Genomic DNA, 16,947 nt, shown 5'->3' with positions numbered 1-16,947 from the left:
CCCGGGCGGTCAGGAGCGCGGCCGGAGCAGGGGTTGGTGGGCGGGCGACGGCTCGGAGAGTGCGGTGACCGTTCTGCTCAGCCCCTCGTGCAGCGGCACCCGCGGGCGCCAGCCGGTGACGGTCCGAAAGGCCGTCGAGTCGATCTCGACGCTGTGGAAGTCGACGGCCTCGGCCTGTGCGGGAGGCGGTACGGAGACCACCGGGACCGGTGGGCGGCCGGTGCGCCGGGAGACGAGGTCGGCGATGGTGGTGAAGACCGCGCCGAGGCCCTCGCCGCGTCCGGTGCCGATCAGCCAGTGGCGGCCGGCGAGCGCGTCGACATGGTCCAGCGCCGCCAGGAACGCCGCCGCCGCGTCGTCGACATAGACCAGGTCGCGGCGGACCGTCCCGTCGTGCCACATGGAGAGCGGCTCCCCGGCGAGCGCGCGGCGCACCATCGTCGCCACGACCCCCTTGTCGGCCACCGTGGACTCGGCGCCGTGGCCGAAGACGGTGGGCAGCCGCAGGGCGGCGCCCCGCAGGATCCCGTCCTGTGCGGCGCGTTTCAGGGCGTGTTCGGCGGCGAGCTTCTGGCCCCCGTACACATCGGTCGGGTGGTCGGGTTCGGTTCCGTCGATCCGGGTGTGGGCGGGCAGCCCGACCTGCAGCGCGGTCCCGGCGAACACCACCGCCGGCGGTCTTCCGCCCGCGGTGCGGCGCGCGCCCAGGACCTCGATCAGGTCCCGCATCAGGCCGACGTTGACCCGCTCGGCGGCGGTGTCGTCCTCGGCGATGCGCCAGGTGGAGGCGCCCGTGATCCGGGCGACGAGATGGATCACCGCGTCGGAGCCCTCCACCGCGTCGGCGAGCGCGCCGGGCTCGGTGAGGTCGGTGGTACGGACCTCCGTGTCGGCACGGGCGTCCGCGGGCACGGACGCCGGGCGGCGCGCCACCAGCCGCAGCCGTCCGGGGCGGCGGGCGAGCTGCCTGGCCACGGCGGATCCGACGAACCCCGAGGCGCCGAGCACGGTGACGAGGGGCTCCCTGGGGGCTGCGCGATGCGTCATGTGATCACTTCCAGTGGGGTCGTGGTCGGACGGGTGGAACGGGCCGGCGGGAGGAGGGCGCGCCCTCCTCCTTCCACCCGGCGCTCCAGCGAGGAGACCAGCGCGGCGGGGCTCGGGCGGTCCGCCATCTCCTGGGCGAGCTCCCGGGCCCTCGCCAGGGGGCCGGGGTCGCCCAGCAGGCGGCGGACCGCGGACCTGATCGCCTCCGGGCCGGCCTTCGCGTCGTGCAGGTGCTCCCCGACCCCGGCGGCCGTGAGACGGGGTGCGATGACCTCCTGGTCGTGACCGGGAGGGAGGGTCAGCTGGGCCGTCCCGGCGGCGAGCGCCGTCATGGTGCAGCCGCCGCCCGCGTGGTGGACGGCCAGGTCGGCCCCGCTGAGCAGCAGGTGCAGCGGTACGCGGCTCTCCAGCAGCCGCATGTCCCGCGGCAGCGTTCCGGCCCGCCTGCGGTCGGCGCCGGTGAGGGCGAACACCACGTCCGCGTCCAGTCCCTCCAGTGCTTCGGCGATGCGTGGCACGGGGAAGGAGGAGTCGCCGAACATCGTGCTCACGGATGTGCCCCACACGACGCAGACCCGCGGTTTCTCAGAGGGCTCCATCAGCCAGGCGGGCATGGGGCCCGGGCCGTTGTAGACGACGTGGCGGACGGGGAGGCGTTCGCCGCGCAGGGGCGGGGCGACGGCGGTGGGGCACGGGTCGACGACGTGCTCGTACACCTCGGGGCCGATCTCCCCGACGCCGTACCGGGCGAAGGCGCCGCTGAGGTCGACGGGCAGGAAGGTGGACTTGTTCGCCTCGTCCTGCGGCACCCCGGGGACCGGGTCCTCGGGGCCCAGCGGGCCCCACAGGTGGAGCAGGGCGGGCACGTTCAGTACCCGGCCGACCAGGGGGCCTTCCAGGCTCATCAGGTCGTGGACCACCAGGTGCGGCCGCCACCACCGGGCGAACGCGACGGCGTCGTCGGTGGACCGGCGGGCGTCGCCCGCCATGCGGTCGATGTTCTGCCGGTACCAGACGGCGGCGTCGAACGCGTCCGGTGCGGTGAGCGGGCGGCCGGTGTCGGGGTGCGGCGGCAGTTCGGGGAAGGGCCATCGTCCGGCTGCGGCCTCCCGGCAGTTGTGCACGCGGGCGGTGACCGCCAGGTCGGTGCCCACCAGGACGGGGACGGGGAGGAGTCCGGCGCGGGAGACCGGTTCGGCCTGGCTGGGGGCGCAGGCCACCCGCACGTCGTGGCCGGCGGACCGGAGAGCCCAGCCGAGCGGTACGAGGGAGAACCAGTTGGTGGTCCAGTCCGACACGGTGAACAGCACGCGCATCAGCGCCACCCGCCCCTGCGGGTCCGGACGGTGGTCGTCCTGTCGCTCATGGGTCTTCTCTCCTTCAGGAGTGGGGCAGGGGTGGGCGGATCACGGTGTGTCAGAAGGAGGGGCGTCCCTTCGCCACCAGCCGTTCGAGGTCGCCGACGACCTCGGGCAGGCCGGGCATGGCCGCCATCTCCCGGCTCAGCCCGCCGGCGGCCTCGCGGTACCCGGGGGCGGTGAGCAGCTCCTCCAGCGCCGCGCGCAGCCGTGCCGGGTCGTCCTGCGCCTCCGCGGTGTCCAGGCTGATGCCCGCGCCCGTCGCCGCCAGCCGGTCGCTGTTGGCGAAGGTGTCGCCGAGCTGCGGCAGGGCGAGCTGGGGAAGGCCGAGGGACAGCGCCGTCATCACGGTGCTCGCTCCGCCGTGGTGGACCATCAGGTCGCAGCCGGGCAGCAGCAGGTGGAGCGGTACCGGCGGCACCATGCGTACGTGGCCGGGGACGGGACCGACCGCGTCCTGGTACTCGGGCGGGACGGTCGCGATCACTTCCAGGTCCGGGAAGCCGCGGAACGCGCGCAGGACGTCGCCCACCAGGGACGCCCCGTTCAGCAGCAGTGTGTACGTCCCCAGGGAGACGACCACCCGCCGCGGGGAGTCCGGCTCCGTCGCCCGCGCGCGCTCCTCCCGGTGGGTGCGCAGCCAGGAGGGGAGCGGGCCGTTGCCGTTGTACGCCACATACCTGGCGGGCAGGCCCGGTTCCGCGTCCGGGTCCTGGAGGGAGGGCGGGCAGGGGTCGACGATCACGTCCGGGTCGGGCAGCCCGGCGAGCCCCTCGTCCTGCCACCACCGCCGCAGGTGGGGGGCCATGGCCCGGCGGGCGGGGCCGGATATGGGGTCCACACCCCACCGGTGGTGCGCGACGGGTACGCCGAGGGCGCCGCCCACGACGAGTGAGCCGTACTCCATCGGATCGGCCACGACGAGGTCGGGCCGGAAGGCGCGGGCGAAGGCGAGGTATTCCGGCAGGACGTACTTGGTGTGCGTCATCCAGGTGTAGCCCAGGTTGCCGAGCGCCTCGGGCGGGGTGCGGGGGATCGCCCGGACGGGCCGTTCGTCGCCGACGAGGGCGAGCATCATGGAGTCGCCGTGGAACCAGGGGCCGACGCTCACCCCGTTCAGTCCGGCCGAGCGGACCGCGCCCATCACGTCCGGCTGCCCCATGACCAGCAGTTCGTGCCCGGCGGCGCGCAGCGCCCACGCCAGCGGCACCATCGGCGTGAAGTGCGTCGACGCGGGGGTGCTCATCATGAGAACGCGCATCCGGTCTCCTCCTGACGGTCCGGGGTGGGTGGGGGTGTCCGCGCGGCGCGGACGGCCCCGGCGCCCCGCCCACGAGCGGGCCGCCGGGGCGGGATGACCGGCTCAGCGGAAGTCGGCGGCGTGGTCCTGGGCCCAGCGGAACAGGCTGCGGGCCGGGACGCCGGTGATCTCCTCGACCGTGGAGTGCACGGGCTGCTCGACCTGGCCCATCTGCGCGTAGGCGGCGAAGAGGCCGTCGATGTCACCGTCGGCCCAGCCCTCGGAGAGCATGGCCTCCCGCAGCTCCTCCTGGGTGACCTCCTCGAACCGCACCGGCCGCCCGATGGCCTCGCCGATGATGCGCACCTGCTCGACCTGGCTCAGCGCCTCGGGGCCGGTCAGCAGGTACTTGCGGCCGGCGTGCCCGTCCTCGGTGAGGGCGCGTACGGCGATCGCGGCGATGTCGCTCTCGTGGATCAGCACCCGGGCGGCGTCCGGGAACGCCTCGCGTACGACGCCCTCCCGGATCTGCTCCGACCACTCCAGCAGGGTGGCCATGAAGCTGCCGCAGCGCAGGAACGTCCACGGCGCCCCGCTCTTGTCGATCATCTGCTCGATGCCGATGTGGAAGCGGTTGATCGGGTCGTCCTGCTCCGCGCGGTCGTCCCTGATCCCGGCCGAGGAGAGGTAGACGACCTTGCGGCCGTCGGCGCTGATCGTGTCGACGACCGCGGGGGCGTCCTCCAGGGTGAGGTAGGGCCAGACCAGGAAGACCGAGTCGACGCCCTCCAGGGCCGCCTCCAGGGTGGCCGGGTCCGTCAGGTCGCCCTGCGCGATCTCCGCCTCGGCGGGGAGTCCGGCGGCGGCGGGGTTCCGCACGAACGCGCGCACCGGATGGCCGCCCTCCACGAGCTGGTGGACGACCTGGCGCCCCACGTTCCCCGTCGCCCCGATCACCAAGGTCAGGCCCTGCGCTGCCATGTGTCCGTTCCCCTTCGCCGTCTGCGCGGCGCGTTGCGTGCGCCGTACGCTTGCGTACATCGTACTCACAGATACGCTGTACGCAACTCATTCCTCATCGGCTGCCACGACCGCCCGGCAGCCCGGAACCGAAAGGACGCCCGACGTGGCCGACTCCGGCGACCCGCAGGCCGATGTCATCTGGATGCGCCCGCAGCGTCCCCGGCGGAGCCCCCAGGTGGCGCTCTCCCGTGACCAGATCACCGCCGCCGCCCTCGCTCTCGCGGACAGCGAAGGGGTGGACGCGGTCACGATGCGGCAGGTCGCCGCCCGGCTGGGGTGCGGCACCATGTCCCTCTACCGCCACGTGCGGACGAAGGACGAACTGTTCGACCTCATGGCCGACGCCGCGATGGGCGAGGAGGACCGGCCCGCCCACCCCTCCGGGGACTGGCGCGAGGACCTCGGACGGCTCGCCCACGCCAAGCGGGCCGTCATGCTGCGCCACCCCTGGCTCGCCTCGCTCCTCGCGGGGCGTCCGGTGCTGGGACCCAATGTGCTGGCCTCGACGGAGCTGGCGCTCTCCGCCGTGTCGGAGCTCGGTCTGTCGATGGACGAGATGGTGCGGGTCATCAACACCCTGCACGCCTTCGTCAACGGCTTCGTCCAGACCGAACTGGAGGAGCGTGCCTGGCGCCACCCGGCGGGCACCGGGGCGGAGGGTGGCGCCGAAGGCCCGTGGCAGGACCGCATGCTGCCCTACCTCCAGCACCTCATGGACAGCGGCCAGTACCCGTTCTTCACCCGCATGGTCAACGAGGCCGAGCCCCACCCCGACACCGACGAGTCCTTCGCCTGGCAGCTGCGCCGGGTGCTCGACGGGCTCTCAGCCGGGCTGCCCGGCTGAAGGCGCCCCGCCCGGGGCGGGGACGGCTGCCTCCCACATGTCCTCCATCGACCGGACGAGACCGATCCGAGGGGCCCAGCCCAGCCGCTCGGCCGCCCGCCGGATGTCGGCCCTGATCCAGTCCCCGCCCAGCCCGGGCACGGTGCTCTCCCGCTCGGTGAGGGCGTGCGGGGGCAGTCCGGCGGCCGTACGGGCGAGCGCGACCAGGTCGCGGGTGTGGACCGCCGTGCCGCTGCCCAGGTTGAACGCCTCCCCGTTCACCCCGGGCCCCGGGCGTACGGCGAGGGGCACCGCCGCCGCCGCGTCCCGCACGTCGAGCCAGTCGCGCCGCGCGTCGGCGACGGTGAGGCCGGCGGCACCCCGGTCGGCGGCCTCGCGCAGCAGCTCCAGCAGCTTGCCCGGGAAGCTGGCGGGCGAGGGGCCCGGACCCAGGACGTTCACCAGCCGCAGGACCACCGCGTCGACGGTTCCCGAGCGGGCCGCGTCGAGCACGGTGAGCGAACCCGCCAGGCGGGTGCGGGCGTAGGTGTTGACCGGCCGGGGAACGGCCGTCTCGGAGACGGAGGCGCCGGCCTCGACCGGACCGTACTCGTGGATGGTGCCGAAGTGGACCAGGCACGGGCGCCGGGGCTGCGCCGCCATCGCCTCGACCAGTCTCCCGGGCAACCGCACGTTGGCCACCTGGAGTTCCTCGTCGGTCCGGTCCCAGCCGTCGGTGGCGTTGGCCGCGTCGGTCGCGTTGACGACCACGTCCGCGCGCGTGTCGGCCAGGAGCCGGGCGAGGGCTCCGGTGGAGGCGGCCGCCAGGTCCAGGGAGCGGAACGCGGGCCCTCCGGCGGCCGCCGGAGGGTTCCTGGCCACGGCCAGCACCGTGTACCCACGCCGGGCGAGCGCGGCGCAGACGTGCCGCCCCACCCAGCCGGTCCCGCCGAGGACGAGGGCGTTTCCGGCCGGGCCGGCCGGTGTCGGACTGTCCGGCACTGTCTACCTCCGTGAAGGGGGGCGGGTGCCGCCGAAGGCCCAGAACTCCTCCTCGGCGGCCCGGCACACGGCGTACTCGGGAAGGAGTCCGGCGGCCTCCGCCTCGGCGAGCGTGGGAGCAGCGCGGTCGCGCTCCGAGAGAATCGGTTCGAGACCTTCGGGGATCGGCAGCCCGAGGGCGGGGTCGAACGCGGAGAGGGCCATCTCCCGCTCGGGGACATATCCGCCCCGGATCAGGTACGAGATGAGGGTGTCGTCCTCCAGCGCGACGAACACATGGCCCACCCCCACCGGGAAGTACACGGCACGGGGCTCCTCCTGATCGAACCGGACCACATCGTGCCGCCCGAAGCTCGGCGACCCCACCCGGGTGTCGACAATGATGTCCAGGGCGCTGCCGCGCGGGCAGCTGACGTACTTGGGGCGGCCGGGCGGGGCCGCCGTGTAGTGCAGACCGCGCAGGACACCCCGCCGGGAGCGGCTGTAGCTCGCCTGGGCCACGGGGAACACGGGCCGCCCCAGCGCCTCGGCGAAGGTCTCCTCGCTCAGCGTCGGGACGGTGAAGCCGCGCTCGTCCGCCGGGGACGACGGCGTACTGAACACGAAGGCTCCGCTGACGGCCAGTTCCCGCGACCGGATGGCAGGGGCACGGGTCACGACGGCCCCCCTTTTCCGGACGGGAGCCGGTGGCGCCCGTCGAGCGCGAGCGTCGAGACGGTGCGGCCGAGGGCCTCGTCCAGCGGCACCCGGGGCCGCCAGCCGGTGACCGCCCGGAACGCCGAGGAGTCGATCTCGTAGCTGTGGAAGTCCGTCACCTCCGCCTGGGCGGGCGCGGCGACCGAGTGGACCGGGACGGGCGGGCGGCCCGTCCGCGCGGACACCGCCCCCGCGATCTTGGCGAACACCTCGTCCAGGCGCTCCGCCCGGCCGCTGCCCAGGAGCCAGTGCCCGCCCCCGAGGCTCCCCGCGTGGTCCAGGGCGGCCACGAAGGCACGGGCGACGTCATCGACGTGCAGCAGGTCGCGCAGGACACTGCCGTCGTGCCAGAGGGTGAGCGGCTCGTCGGCCAGCGCCCGGCGGATCATGGTGGAGACCACCCCCCGGTCCAGGGCCGGTGCGTGCGGTTCATGGCCGAACACCGTCGGCATCCGCAGCGAGATCCCGCACAGCGCCCCCTCCGCCGTCGCACGCTTCAGCAGGTGTTCGGCGGCGAGCTTCTGACGGTCGTAGGCGCCGGTGGGCGCGTCGCTCTCGCTTCCGTCGATCCGCTCCCGCGCCGAGAGGCCGACCTGGGAGACCGTCCCCGCGAAGAGGACGACCGGGGCCGGGCCGGGTGCGACCGCGGCGGCGTCGCGCCGCAGCAGCTCGACCAGTTCGCGGACCAGCCCCAGGTTGACCCGCTCGGCGAAGGTGTCGTCCGCGTCGAGCCGCCACCGCGTGGCGTCCGTCATGTGGGCCACCAGGTGGACCACGGCGTCGGCGTCCGCCACGGCGTCGGCGAGCGCGCCGGCCTCGGTCAGGTCGGCCGTGCGCACCTCGATGTCGGCCTCTGCGGACGCGGGGGCCGGGGTGGGGCGCCGCGAGACGACGCGCAGGCGGATCGGCCGGCTGGCCAGCTCCCGGGTCAGCGCGCAGCCGATCAGCCCCGAGGCGCCCAGCACCGTGACCAGCGGCCGGCGCCGGGGATCCGCGGCACCGCCCGCCCACGCACCGTTCCTCACGCCCTCGCCCCTCGGCCCTGCGCCGGCCTGCCCGGCGTTCCGGCCGCGCGGCACTCGTCGTACCGGGGCAGCAGACCCCGGGCCTCCGCCTCGGCCAGGGTGATGGCGTTCCGGTCGCGCTCGGACAGGATCGGTTCGAGGCCCGGCGGAACGGGCACTCCGAGCGCCGGGTCCAGGGCGGAGAGCGACAGGTCGCTGCCCGGGTCATGGCCCGCGGAGAGCAGGTAGAACATGACCGTGTCGTCCTCCAGCGCGATGTACGCGTGGCCGACCCCGACGGGGTAGTACACGGCGCGTACGGTGTCCCCGCCCAGCAGGACCGTGTCGGTGCGCCCGTAGGTCGGGGATCCGACCCGGGTGTCGACGATCACGTCGAGCGCGCGCCCGCCCACGCAGTAGACGTACTGGGCCTGGCCCGGGGGCGTCGCCGTGACATGGACCCCGCGGACGACGCCGCGCCGGGAGACGCTGTGGCTGGACTGGACGACGGGGAACAGCGGGTGTCCCACCGCCGCGGTGAATTCCTTCTCCTCGTACGGCGAGGCGAAGAGCCCCCGGTCGTCGGGGAAAGTGGCGGAGGTGAACTCGAAAGCCCCCGCGACATTCAGCTCGCGTGCCTGCATGACAACCCTTCCTGGCTTCCTGGGCCGGACAGTTGGTGGCTCCGGGTGCGGGCGGTGCCGGTCAACGGGCGTACTGGGCGGTGAGCTTCTCCAGCGCGGGCAGGCTGTCGACCGGGCTGGGCGAGGCGAGGAGGTCCCGCCGCAGTTCGGTGGCGCCCTGCCGGAACGAGGGCTCGGAGAGCAGTCGCACCAGCTGTTCGCGCACGACCTCGGGTGAGAAGTCGGCGCGCTCGGTGTAGAGTCCGCCGCCCCTCTCGGCGACGTACCGGGAGAGGGCCAGGTGGTCGCCCATGGGGGTGGGGAGGATGAGCTGCGGTACCTCGTGGGCCACGGCCGCCGCGTAGGTTCCCGTACCGCCGTGGTGGACGATCGCCGCACAGGTGGGCAGGACCAGGTCCAGGGGGACGTAGTCGATCGTGCGGACGTTGTCCGGGAGGACGTAGTCGGCGGCGAACTGGCCCGCGTCGACCGTGGCGACGACCTCCGCGTCGAGGCCGGCCGCCGTGGCGAGCAGTTCGGTGACGAGGGCCTCGTCCTCCTCGAAGTACTTGCGCATGCTCATGCCCATCGTGAGGCAGACCCGCGGCTTCTTCGGCGGGGTGAGCAGCCACTCCGGGTACACCCCGGGGCCGTTGTAGGCGACCCGCCGCACGGGGAGGTAGCGCAGGCCCGTCTCCTCCCGGCTCATGCGCTGCGGCATGAGGTCGACGCTCCACTGCCCGTAGAGCAGCTCCCGGTCGTACGCGAGTCCCCCCTGCCGCATCGTGGGCGCCAGGGCGTCGATGAGCAGGTCCTCCCCCAGGTCGCCGGGGTCGTTGAGGACGTCGACGTAGGCGTCCTGGAAGCGGGCGAAGAGGTCGATCCCCCACAGGACGCGCGCGTGCGCGGCCCCGGAGGCCCGGGCGGCCACCGCGGCCCCGAAGCACATGGGGTCCCAGAGCACCAGGTCGGGGCTCCAGGACCGGGCGAAGTCGACGAGGTCCGCGAGCGCGACGCGCCCGGTCGAGGGGGACGGATGGCCCAGGGTGATCATGGAGATCATGTGGTAGCGGACGGACTTGCGGACCTCGGGGTCGGCCAGGCCCGCCTCGTCGATGCCCAGACGGCCCGCGAGCCGCTCCAGGTTGTCCTCGGCGGCGACCCGCTGGAGGACCGCTCCGAGGTCCACCGGCTCGCCGACCGGCACGGCCTTGAGGCCCACGGCGGTGATGTCGGCCGCCAGGTCGGGGGTGGTGGCCACACACACCTCGTGCCCCGCGCTCTGGAGGGCGTAGGCGAGGGGAACGACCGGGTACAGATGCGCCGTCGCCGGGAAGATCGTGAACAGGACCCGCATCGGGACTCTCCGTTCTGCTGCGTGGACCGTGGGTTCGGGACAGGGGGCGGGGGGGCTGGGGGCTGGGGGCCGGGGGAAGCCGGGCGCGGTCACGCGGCGGCGAGGTCCTCCAGCTTCCCGACCACCGCGGCCGGTGAGGGCATGGCCGCCATGTCGGCCGCTCCCTCACGGGCCCTCTTCGCGTACGCCGGCCGGGAGAGCAGTTCCTCGCACGCGGCCTCCACACGGTCCGCGCCGGCCTCGGCGACCGGGATCGTGAGGCCCGCGCCGAAGTCGGAGATGAGCGTCGACTGCGCCTCGGAGATGTACATCTTGGTGATGTTGAGCTGCGGCACTCCGGCGTTCAGCGCCACCATGCTCGTGTTGGTGCCGCCGTGGCTGACGATGAGGTCGCAGGTCGGTGCCAGCACGTCCAGGGGGATCCAGCCGGCGCGTACGTCCGGCAGTTCCTCCCTCAGGCGGCGGGCGACGTCGTCCGGGGCCGCGACGACGATCTCCGCGTCGAGCCGTGCGGCGGTGGCCGCCAGTTCGCGCAGGAAGTCCGAGTTCCGGCCGAGCGCGTCGAAGGTGTTCTCGTCCTTGCTCTTCTCTTCCGTCACCCGGGTTCCGGTGGTCACACAGATCCGGCGGCGCTCCCCCTTGGTGTACATCCACGGTTCGAGCCGGCGCTGGAGGTTGGCCGGTATCCAGCGCAGCAGTTGCCCCGGCTCGGCGGAGGCCGACCCCTCGGGCACCAGCGCCGGCGGACAGATGTCCAGTGCCATGGCCGGGGCGGGCAGCGGGTCGGAGCCGGCCCCGCCCTGCCCGGAGGCGAGCTCCTCGGCGCCGCCCACGTCGTAACCGCCCCAGTCCCCCAGGCCCCACGGGTGGCGCACGTAGGGGACGCCGAGCCTGGCGGCGATGAGCTGCCCGGCGTAGGCCAGCCTGCCGCCGACGACGAGATCGGGCCGCCAGCTCTCCGTGAGGCGCGTCAGTCCGTCCATGCTGCCGCGGGCCATCCGGGCGTACCAGCGGCCGACGAGCCGCATCTGCCGCACCGGGTCCCTCAGCGTCTCCGCCGGCCGGTCGGAGCCGTCGCGGGCCAGGATCTCCAGATCGGCCATCACCGCGACGGGGACGGGCGGCAGCCCCACCCCTTCGACGAACGGCACGTTCTCCTCGATCGTGGCGACGAAGACCTCGTGGCCGGCGTTGCGCGCGGCCGTGGCGAGCGGCGCGAAGGCGAACACGGTGGCGGGGCTGCCCCCCGCGAGAAACAGGATTCTCATCAGCACTCCTGGCAGAGGTCAGGCCCACGAGTACGCTCGCGGGCGCCGTTCACATCCGGTGGCCCGGCCCCCGGGCCGGAGCCGGCGCTCACCCGTGCGCCGCGCGGTCGCGGCCCCGGTACCCGGCGGCGAGCCGCTCCAGGTCGGTGACCACCCGGGAGGTGACCGGCATCGCCTCGGTCTCGCGCCGCAGCCCCTCGGCGGCGGCGGCGAGACCGGGCTGCGACAGCAACCGCTCCACCGCGGCGCGCACCTGGGCGGGGTCGTCCTGCGCGGCGGCGGTGTCCAGCATCAGGCCCGCGCCGGTGGCGGCCAGCCGGTCGGCGTTGGCGAACTGGTCGGCCAGTTGCGGCAGGGCCAGTTGCGGGAGCCCGTAGGCGGCGGCCGTGGTGACGGTGCCGGTGCCTCCGTGGTGCACCATCGCCGAGCAGCCGTCGAGGAAGAAGTGCAGCGGTGTCGGCTCGATCAGCCTGACGTTGGCGGGCAGCGGGCCGATCCTCTCCCGGTAGCGCTCCTCCACCGTGGCGAGCGCCTCGACACCCTGGAGTCCGTCGAACGCCCCCAGGACCCGGCGCATCAGGGGCACCCCGTTGAGATCGAGGGTGCGGGCGCCCATGGAGACGACCACCCTGCGCCGGCCGTCGGGCGGGCGGCGGTCGCCCCGCGCCTGCCACTCCTCCCGCAGCCACGCCGGGAGTTCACCGTTGCCGTTGTACGGGAAGTGGCGGACCGGAGTGCCCGGATCCGCCTCCGGCAGCTGAAGGGACGGGGGGCACGGGTCCAGCACGACGTCGGGGTCCGGCAGTCCGGCGAGTCCGACGCTCTCGCACACCGCCTTGAGCGGGTCCCGGGCGCTCCGGCGCATCGGGCCCGACAGCGGGTCCACGCCCCAGCGGTGGTGCACGGACGGCACGCCGAGCACGGCCGCGACGATCAGGGACTTGAAGTCCAGCGGGTCGGAGACCAGGAGGTCGGGCCGGAAGGCCCGCGCGAAGTCGAGGTACCGGGGCACCATCGAAGCGGTGTGCTCCACCCAGGTGTCCGGGTATCCGGCCATGTCCTCGGCGGTGGGGCGGCCGTAGGTGTGGATGAGCCGTTCGTCGCCGCGGAGCAGCCCCAGCATGCGGTCCTGGGTGTGGAACCGCTCGCCGATGGTGACCTGGTTGAGGCCGGCCGAGCGGACCGCGTCCAGCACGTCCGGCTGGCCGGCGACCAGCACCTCGTGACCGGCCGCGCGCAGGGCGCAGGCCAGGGGGACCAGGGGGAGGAAATGGGTGGACAGGGGCGTCGTCGTCACGAGGACGCGCATGGGCTCTCCAGTGGTTTCGGCACAAGGCTCCGGCGGGGCCCGGAGGAGGTCAGCCGCGGGCCCGGGCGGTCAGTTGCTCCAGGACGGGCACGATGTCGGCGGGGCTCGGTGTGGCCAGCAGGTCGTGGTACAGCTCGGTGGCGCCCTCGCCGAGCGACGGATCGTGCAGCAGCGTCAGCAGGTGCTTGCGCATGACCTCCGGGGTGAACCCCTCGACGGCCATGGCGAGTCCGGCTCCCCTGGACTCGACGTACTGGGCGGTGGCCATGGCCACGCCCCGGTCCCAGGCGCTGAGCGCCCCGGTGATCAGCTGCGGCAGCCGCTGGGCCGCCGCGGCGGCGAAGGTGCCGAATCCGCCGTGGTGCACGATCGCCGAGCAGGTCGGCAGGAGCTGGTTGAGCGGTACGTAGTCGACCGTGCGGACATTGGGGGGCACCTGGCCCACCGACGCGAGCTGATCGGCGTTGAGGGTGGCGACGACCTCCACGTCCAGTCCGGACATCATGTCCAGGACCTCGGAGAGGGGGACCCCGCTGTTGATGAACCGCTCCCGCCCGGTCACCCCCAGCGTCAGGCAGACCCGCGGCCGTTCGGGCCGCTCGCGCAGCCATGGCGGCATGACGGACGTCTGCTGGTAGGGGACGGCCCGCAGGGAGACACTGCGGGTGTCCAGCGGCAGCCGCATCCCGGGCGGCATCAGGTCGACGGTCCACTGGCCGAGGAACATCTCCTCGTCGGAGTCGTACCCGAACCGCCGGTGCATGGGCTCCGCGAGGCGTACCAGCGGGTCGCCCACCGGGTTTCCGCCGGGGCGGGCGGCCAGCCGCGCACACCGCTCGCGGATCCACCCGAAGTAGTCCAGGCCCCACATCAGGCGGGCGTGGGCGGCTCCGCAGGCCCGCGCGGCCACGGGTGCGGCGAGGAAGGCCGGGTCCCAGAGGACCAGGTCCGGCCGCCAGTCGCGGGCGAAGGAGACCAGGTCGTCCACCATGGCCCGCTGCTCCGCGTCGGGAGCGCGGCCCGGGTAGTGGAAGGAGAGGACGGGCAGGATGCGGTGCCGGAAGAACTCCCACAGATGGCCCTCGTCGGGGCCGGGTCCGAGGGCCGCGGCGAGTACGTCCAGCTCGTCGTCGGGGAGCGACGCCTTCGGTGCGGTGTCGGCTGCGGCCCCCAGGGACACCGCGGTGAGCCCTGCCGCCACCACGGTGTCCGCCAGGGCGGGATAGCTGGCCACGACCACTTCGTGGCCCGCACTCTGCAGGGCCCAGGCCAGCGGCGCCGCCGGATACAGATGGGACGTCGCCGGCCAGGTCGCGAACATGATCCGCACGTCGGGCCTCCTTCGGGTTCTACGGCTGGGGAAGGGCGGGGTCGCGGGGGCCGGGCCGCCGGGTCAGCACACGTCGACGATCTCGAACTGGCCCTGCTTGGCCAGGAGATGGCCGCTGCTGTCGCGCACCCAGGTGACCAGGACGTGCCGGCCGCGCTCCAGCGGCACCTGGAAGACCTGGGAGCGGTCCGTCGACAGCGGGAGGCTGCCCAGGCCGAGCGAGGTGTCGAAGGGCGCCTCGACCGGTTCGCCCTCGTCGGCGGCGTCGAAGAACGCCTGCAGTTCGGCCCGGGTGACGTTCGCGGGCAGCGGGAAGAGCACGGCCTCGTTGTACTGGCCGGGCAGTTCGTTGGTGAACCGGATCGGCGCTCCGGCGCGGAGCTTGCCCGTCACCGTGAAGCGGGGGCCCTTCCCCGGCACCTCCCGGGACACGATGGTCGCCGTCGGCTTCGGCGTCGTACCCGATACGGGTCCCGAGACCGTGAGGCGTCGCTCCCTCGGTTCGGCGCCGCCCTGGGTGTACAGGTAGTCGAAGAGCACGTACTCCCCCGGCGTCAGGGTCGTGGTGAACAGCCCCGGTCGGCCGGGGTGGTTGACCACTCCGCCGAGGAACGACGTCGTGCCGTCCTCGTGCGCGCGGGCCAGGCCGACCCAGCCCGACCCCTCGTGCGTGGTGGACGAGCGGAAGGTGACGGGGCCGGGGCGCGCGGTGGCCGGGGCGGTCAGGGACGTCTCGGTGGAGACGATCTCCAGCACCGGGCCGTTGCGCACCTCGACGCGGGGAGCGGGACCCGCGGCGGCGACCGGGCTCGCACCGGTCAGAACCGCACCGGTGGCCAGCAGCAGGGCTCCGGTCGTGGCGGCGAGCCTCCGGCGGACGTGCAGCGTGTACATGGGACCTCTTCCGTGAGTGGGGCGGCGCACTGCCGGTCAGACGGAGGTTTCGCCCGCGGGCAGGGCGCCGACGAACAGGCCGGGCCCGCCGGCGGGATCGGCCTCGTAGCGCACCGAGAGCCCGGCCCGGGTGTAGGCCGCCTCGTACTCGGCGCGCTCGAACAGGGTCATCCGGTGGGTGTCGGAGAAGTGCTGGATGCCGGCGGCCGGACTGGCGATGAGGTAGTGCACGTCCATCCGCGTGGCCCGGCCCTCGCGCACCGAGTGCGAGACCCGGGAGATGGTCCGGCCGTCCACCGTCACCACGTCGCCGCCGATGTGGTCGGGCCGGAAGTCCTCCGGGAACCACCACGGCTCGATCGCGATCACCCCGCCGGGCGTCAGATGACGGGCCATGGAGCGCAGGGCGGCGTCCAGTTCGTCGGGGGTCCTGGCGTAGCTGATGGAGCTGAACATGCAGGTGATGACGGAGAACCTGCCCTCGATGCGGAAGTCCCGCATGTCGCCGTGGTGCAGCGGGACGTCGGGGACCCGCTCCTTCGCGACCCGGAGCATGTCCTCCGACAGGTCCACGCCCTCGACATGGGCGAAGTGGTGCTGGAAGTGCACCAGATGGGCGGCGGGTCCGCAGGCGACGTCCAGCAGCGACGTGCTGTCCGGGCGGACCGCGCGGACGAGCTCGACGACGCGCCCCGCCTCCGCCTCGTACTCCTTGCCGCGCCCCCGGTAGATGGCCTCGTACACATCCGCGGTGTCGAAGAGATTGCGTGCCGCGCCGCTGCTCATGGTCTGCCCTGCTTTCTTGTCGTAGGTCGGCGAGGAGGTCACGAGGTGGCCAGCACCGAGTGGAGGGCGCTGATCACGCTGTCCTGGGTGTCCTTGGAGAGCGAGGGGTACATCGGCAGGGAGAAGATCTCCTGGGCGAGGGACTCCGTGACGGGCAGTGCGCCCTCCTCGTACCCGAGGTGCGCGAAGCCGCTCATGGTGTGCACCGGCCACGGGTAGCTGATGTTCAGCTCGATGCCGTGGCCCTTGAGCTCCTCGATGATCTCGTCGCGGCGGGGGTGGCGGACGACGTAGACGTAGTAGACGTGGTCGTTGCCGGGTGCCACGGCCGGCAGCACGAGCCCGCCCGGTCCCGTCAGGTCCCGCAGGCCTTCGGCGTAGCGGTCGGCGACGGCACGCCGCCCCTCGACGTAGCGCGGGAAGCGGCGCAGCTTGCGCCGGAGGATCTCGGCCTGCAGCTCGTCGAGCCGGCTGTTGTGGCCGGGTGTCCGGACGACGTAGTAGACCTCCTCCATGCCGTAGTAGCGCAGCTGCCGCAGCGCCCGGTCGACCTCGTCGTCCGCGGTGATCACCGCACCGGCGTCGCCGTAGGCGCCCAGCACCTTGGTGGGGTAGAAGGAGAAGGCGCCGGCGTCCCCCATCGTTCCGGCGAGCTGCCCGTGGTGGCGTGCCCCGTGGGCCTGCGCGCAGTCCTCCAGCAGCCGCAGTCCGTGGGCGTCGGCCAGTTCCCGCAGGGGTGCCATCTCCACGCACTGGCCGTACAGGTGGACGGGGAGGATCGCCTTGGTGCGCTCGGTGATGGCCGCGGCGACCTGGGAGGTGTCCATCAGTGCCGTTTCCGGCAGTACGTCGACGAAGACGGGTACGGCTCCCGCGGCGTCGATGGCGATGACGGTCGGGGCGGCGGTGTTGGAGACGGTGATGACCTCGTCCCCGCGCCCGACGCCCAGCGCCTCCAGGCCGAGCTGCACCGCGTTGGTCCCGTTGTCGACCCCGACGCAGTGGGCGACGCCGTGGTGGGCCGCGTACTCCTCCTCGAAGCCCCGGACGCTCTCTCCGAGGACCAGTTGTCCGGAGGAGAGGACCTTCTCGACCGCGTCGAGCAGGTCCTCGCGTTCGTTCTCGTACTCGGCCAGGTAGTCCCAGACCCGTGTGGTCATCGGTCAGCCTTTCCCGCCGGGTCACCG

16 protein-coding genes are annotated in these 16,947 nt (G+C 73.6%); 1 reads left to right on the top strand and 15 read right to left on the bottom strand.

Annotation, left to right across the window (positions count from 1 at the left end):
- Positions 1-9: 9 nt before the first annotated feature.
- The 4 genes from R2B67_RS24705 to R2B67_RS24690 all read right to left on the bottom strand — a co-directional run bounded on the left by R2B67_RS24705 (position 10) and on the right by R2B67_RS24690 (position 4,626).
- Positions 10-1,047: an NAD-dependent epimerase/dehydratase family protein gene (locus tag R2B67_RS24705; RefSeq protein ID WP_018511384.1), complete on the bottom strand. Its 1,038-nt coding sequence runs from the start codon at positions 1,045-1,047 to the stop codon at positions 10-12.
- Entirely contained in the window at positions 1,044-2,363 is a 1,320-nt protein-coding gene (locus tag R2B67_RS24700) for a nucleotide disphospho-sugar-binding domain-containing protein (RefSeq protein ID WP_317821119.1), read from the bottom strand. Before R2B67_RS24700 ends, R2B67_RS24705 begins: the two co-directional genes overlap by 4 nt.
- A 100-nt stretch (positions 2,364-2,463) precedes the next feature.
- Positions 2,464-3,666: a nucleotide disphospho-sugar-binding domain-containing protein gene (locus R2B67_RS24695; RefSeq protein WP_317821117.1), complete on the bottom strand. Its 1,203-nt coding sequence runs from the start codon at positions 3,664-3,666 to the stop codon at positions 2,464-2,466.
- A 102-nt stretch (positions 3,667-3,768) separates the two neighbouring features.
- The gene (locus tag R2B67_RS24690) at positions 3,769-4,626 is read right to left on the bottom strand and encodes an NmrA family NAD(P)-binding protein (RefSeq protein ID WP_317821115.1); all 858 of its coding nucleotides are present in this window, start codon (positions 4,624-4,626) and stop codon (positions 3,769-3,771) included.
- A 145-nt stretch (positions 4,627-4,771) separates the two neighbouring features.
- On the opposite strand from R2B67_RS24690, the gene R2B67_RS24685 reads away from it, so the two are divergent.
- Positions 4,772-5,512 carry a TetR/AcrR family transcriptional regulator gene (locus tag R2B67_RS24685; RefSeq protein WP_164238999.1) on the top strand — a complete coding sequence of 247 codons (741 nt, stop codon included), beginning with the start codon at positions 4,772-4,774 and terminating at the stop codon, positions 5,510-5,512.
- Here R2B67_RS24685 and R2B67_RS24680 read toward each other — a convergent pair.
- The 11 genes from R2B67_RS24680 to R2B67_RS24630 form a co-directional block, all read right to left on the bottom strand.
- Positions 5,492-6,493: an NAD-dependent epimerase/dehydratase family protein gene (locus tag R2B67_RS24680; RefSeq protein WP_317821113.1), complete on the bottom strand. Its 1,002-nt coding sequence runs from the start codon at positions 6,491-6,493 to the stop codon at positions 5,492-5,494. The genes R2B67_RS24685 and R2B67_RS24680 overlap by 21 nt on opposite strands.
- A gap of 3 nt (positions 6,494-6,496) precedes the next feature.
- Positions 6,497-7,150: a dTDP-4-dehydrorhamnose 3,5-epimerase family protein gene (locus R2B67_RS24675; protein WP_018511378.1), complete on the bottom strand. Its 654-nt coding sequence runs from the start codon at positions 7,148-7,150 to the stop codon at positions 6,497-6,499.
- The gene (locus R2B67_RS24670) at positions 7,147-8,214 is read right to left on the bottom strand and encodes an NAD-dependent epimerase/dehydratase family protein (protein ID WP_317821111.1); all 1,068 of its coding nucleotides are present in this window, start codon (positions 8,212-8,214) and stop codon (positions 7,147-7,149) included. Before R2B67_RS24670 ends, R2B67_RS24675 begins: the two co-directional genes overlap by 4 nt.
- Positions 8,211-8,837: a dTDP-4-dehydrorhamnose 3,5-epimerase family protein gene (locus tag R2B67_RS24665; RefSeq protein ID WP_317821110.1), complete on the bottom strand. Its 627-nt coding sequence runs from the start codon at positions 8,835-8,837 to the stop codon at positions 8,211-8,213. The genes R2B67_RS24670 and R2B67_RS24665 overlap by 4 nt, the downstream gene beginning before the upstream one ends.
- 61 nt (positions 8,838-8,898) lie before the next feature.
- Positions 8,899-10,173 (bottom strand): nucleotide disphospho-sugar-binding domain-containing protein, encoded by a 1,275-nt coding sequence (locus tag R2B67_RS24660; protein ID WP_164238991.1) that lies wholly within the window; start codon positions 10,171-10,173, stop codon positions 8,899-8,901.
- An 89-nt stretch (positions 10,174-10,262) separates the two neighbouring features.
- On the bottom strand, positions 10,263-11,441 hold the full coding sequence (locus R2B67_RS24655) for a nucleotide disphospho-sugar-binding domain-containing protein (protein ID WP_018511374.1): 1,179 nt from the start codon (positions 11,439-11,441) through the stop codon (positions 10,263-10,265).
- 88 nt (positions 11,442-11,529) lie between these two features.
- Positions 11,530-12,750, bottom strand: a complete 1,221-nt coding sequence (locus R2B67_RS24650; protein WP_317821108.1) for a nucleotide disphospho-sugar-binding domain-containing protein — start codon at positions 12,748-12,750, stop codon at positions 11,530-11,532.
- Positions 12,751-12,799: 49 nt separating this feature from the next.
- Complete coding sequence (locus R2B67_RS24645; RefSeq protein ID WP_317824954.1) at positions 12,800-14,071, bottom strand: activator-dependent family glycosyltransferase; 1,272 nt, start codon at positions 14,069-14,071, stop codon at positions 12,800-12,802.
- Positions 14,072-14,143: 72 nt separating this feature from the next.
- Positions 14,144-14,974 (bottom strand): hypothetical protein, encoded by an 831-nt coding sequence (locus R2B67_RS24640; protein WP_317821107.1) that lies wholly within the window; start codon positions 14,972-14,974, stop codon positions 14,144-14,146.
- A 36-nt stretch (positions 14,975-15,010) separates the two neighbouring features.
- Positions 15,011-15,760, bottom strand: a complete 750-nt coding sequence (locus R2B67_RS24635) for a class I SAM-dependent DNA methyltransferase (protein WP_317821106.1) — start codon at positions 15,758-15,760, stop codon at positions 15,011-15,013.
- A gap of 38 nt (positions 15,761-15,798) precedes the next feature.
- Positions 15,799-16,920 (bottom strand): DegT/DnrJ/EryC1/StrS family aminotransferase, encoded by a 1,122-nt coding sequence (locus tag R2B67_RS24630; protein WP_317821105.1) that lies wholly within the window; start codon positions 16,918-16,920, stop codon positions 15,799-15,801.
- Positions 16,921-16,947 lie beyond the last annotated feature (27 nt).

It is taken from the genome of Streptomyces cyaneofuscatus, assembly GCF_033109485.1.
Lineage (GTDB): Bacteria > Actinomycetota > Actinomycetes > Streptomycetales > Streptomycetaceae > Streptomyces > Streptomyces cyaneofuscatus.
The sequence above is the reverse complement of the archived record's forward strand: the minus strand, read 5'-3'. Positions and strand labels throughout refer to the sequence as shown.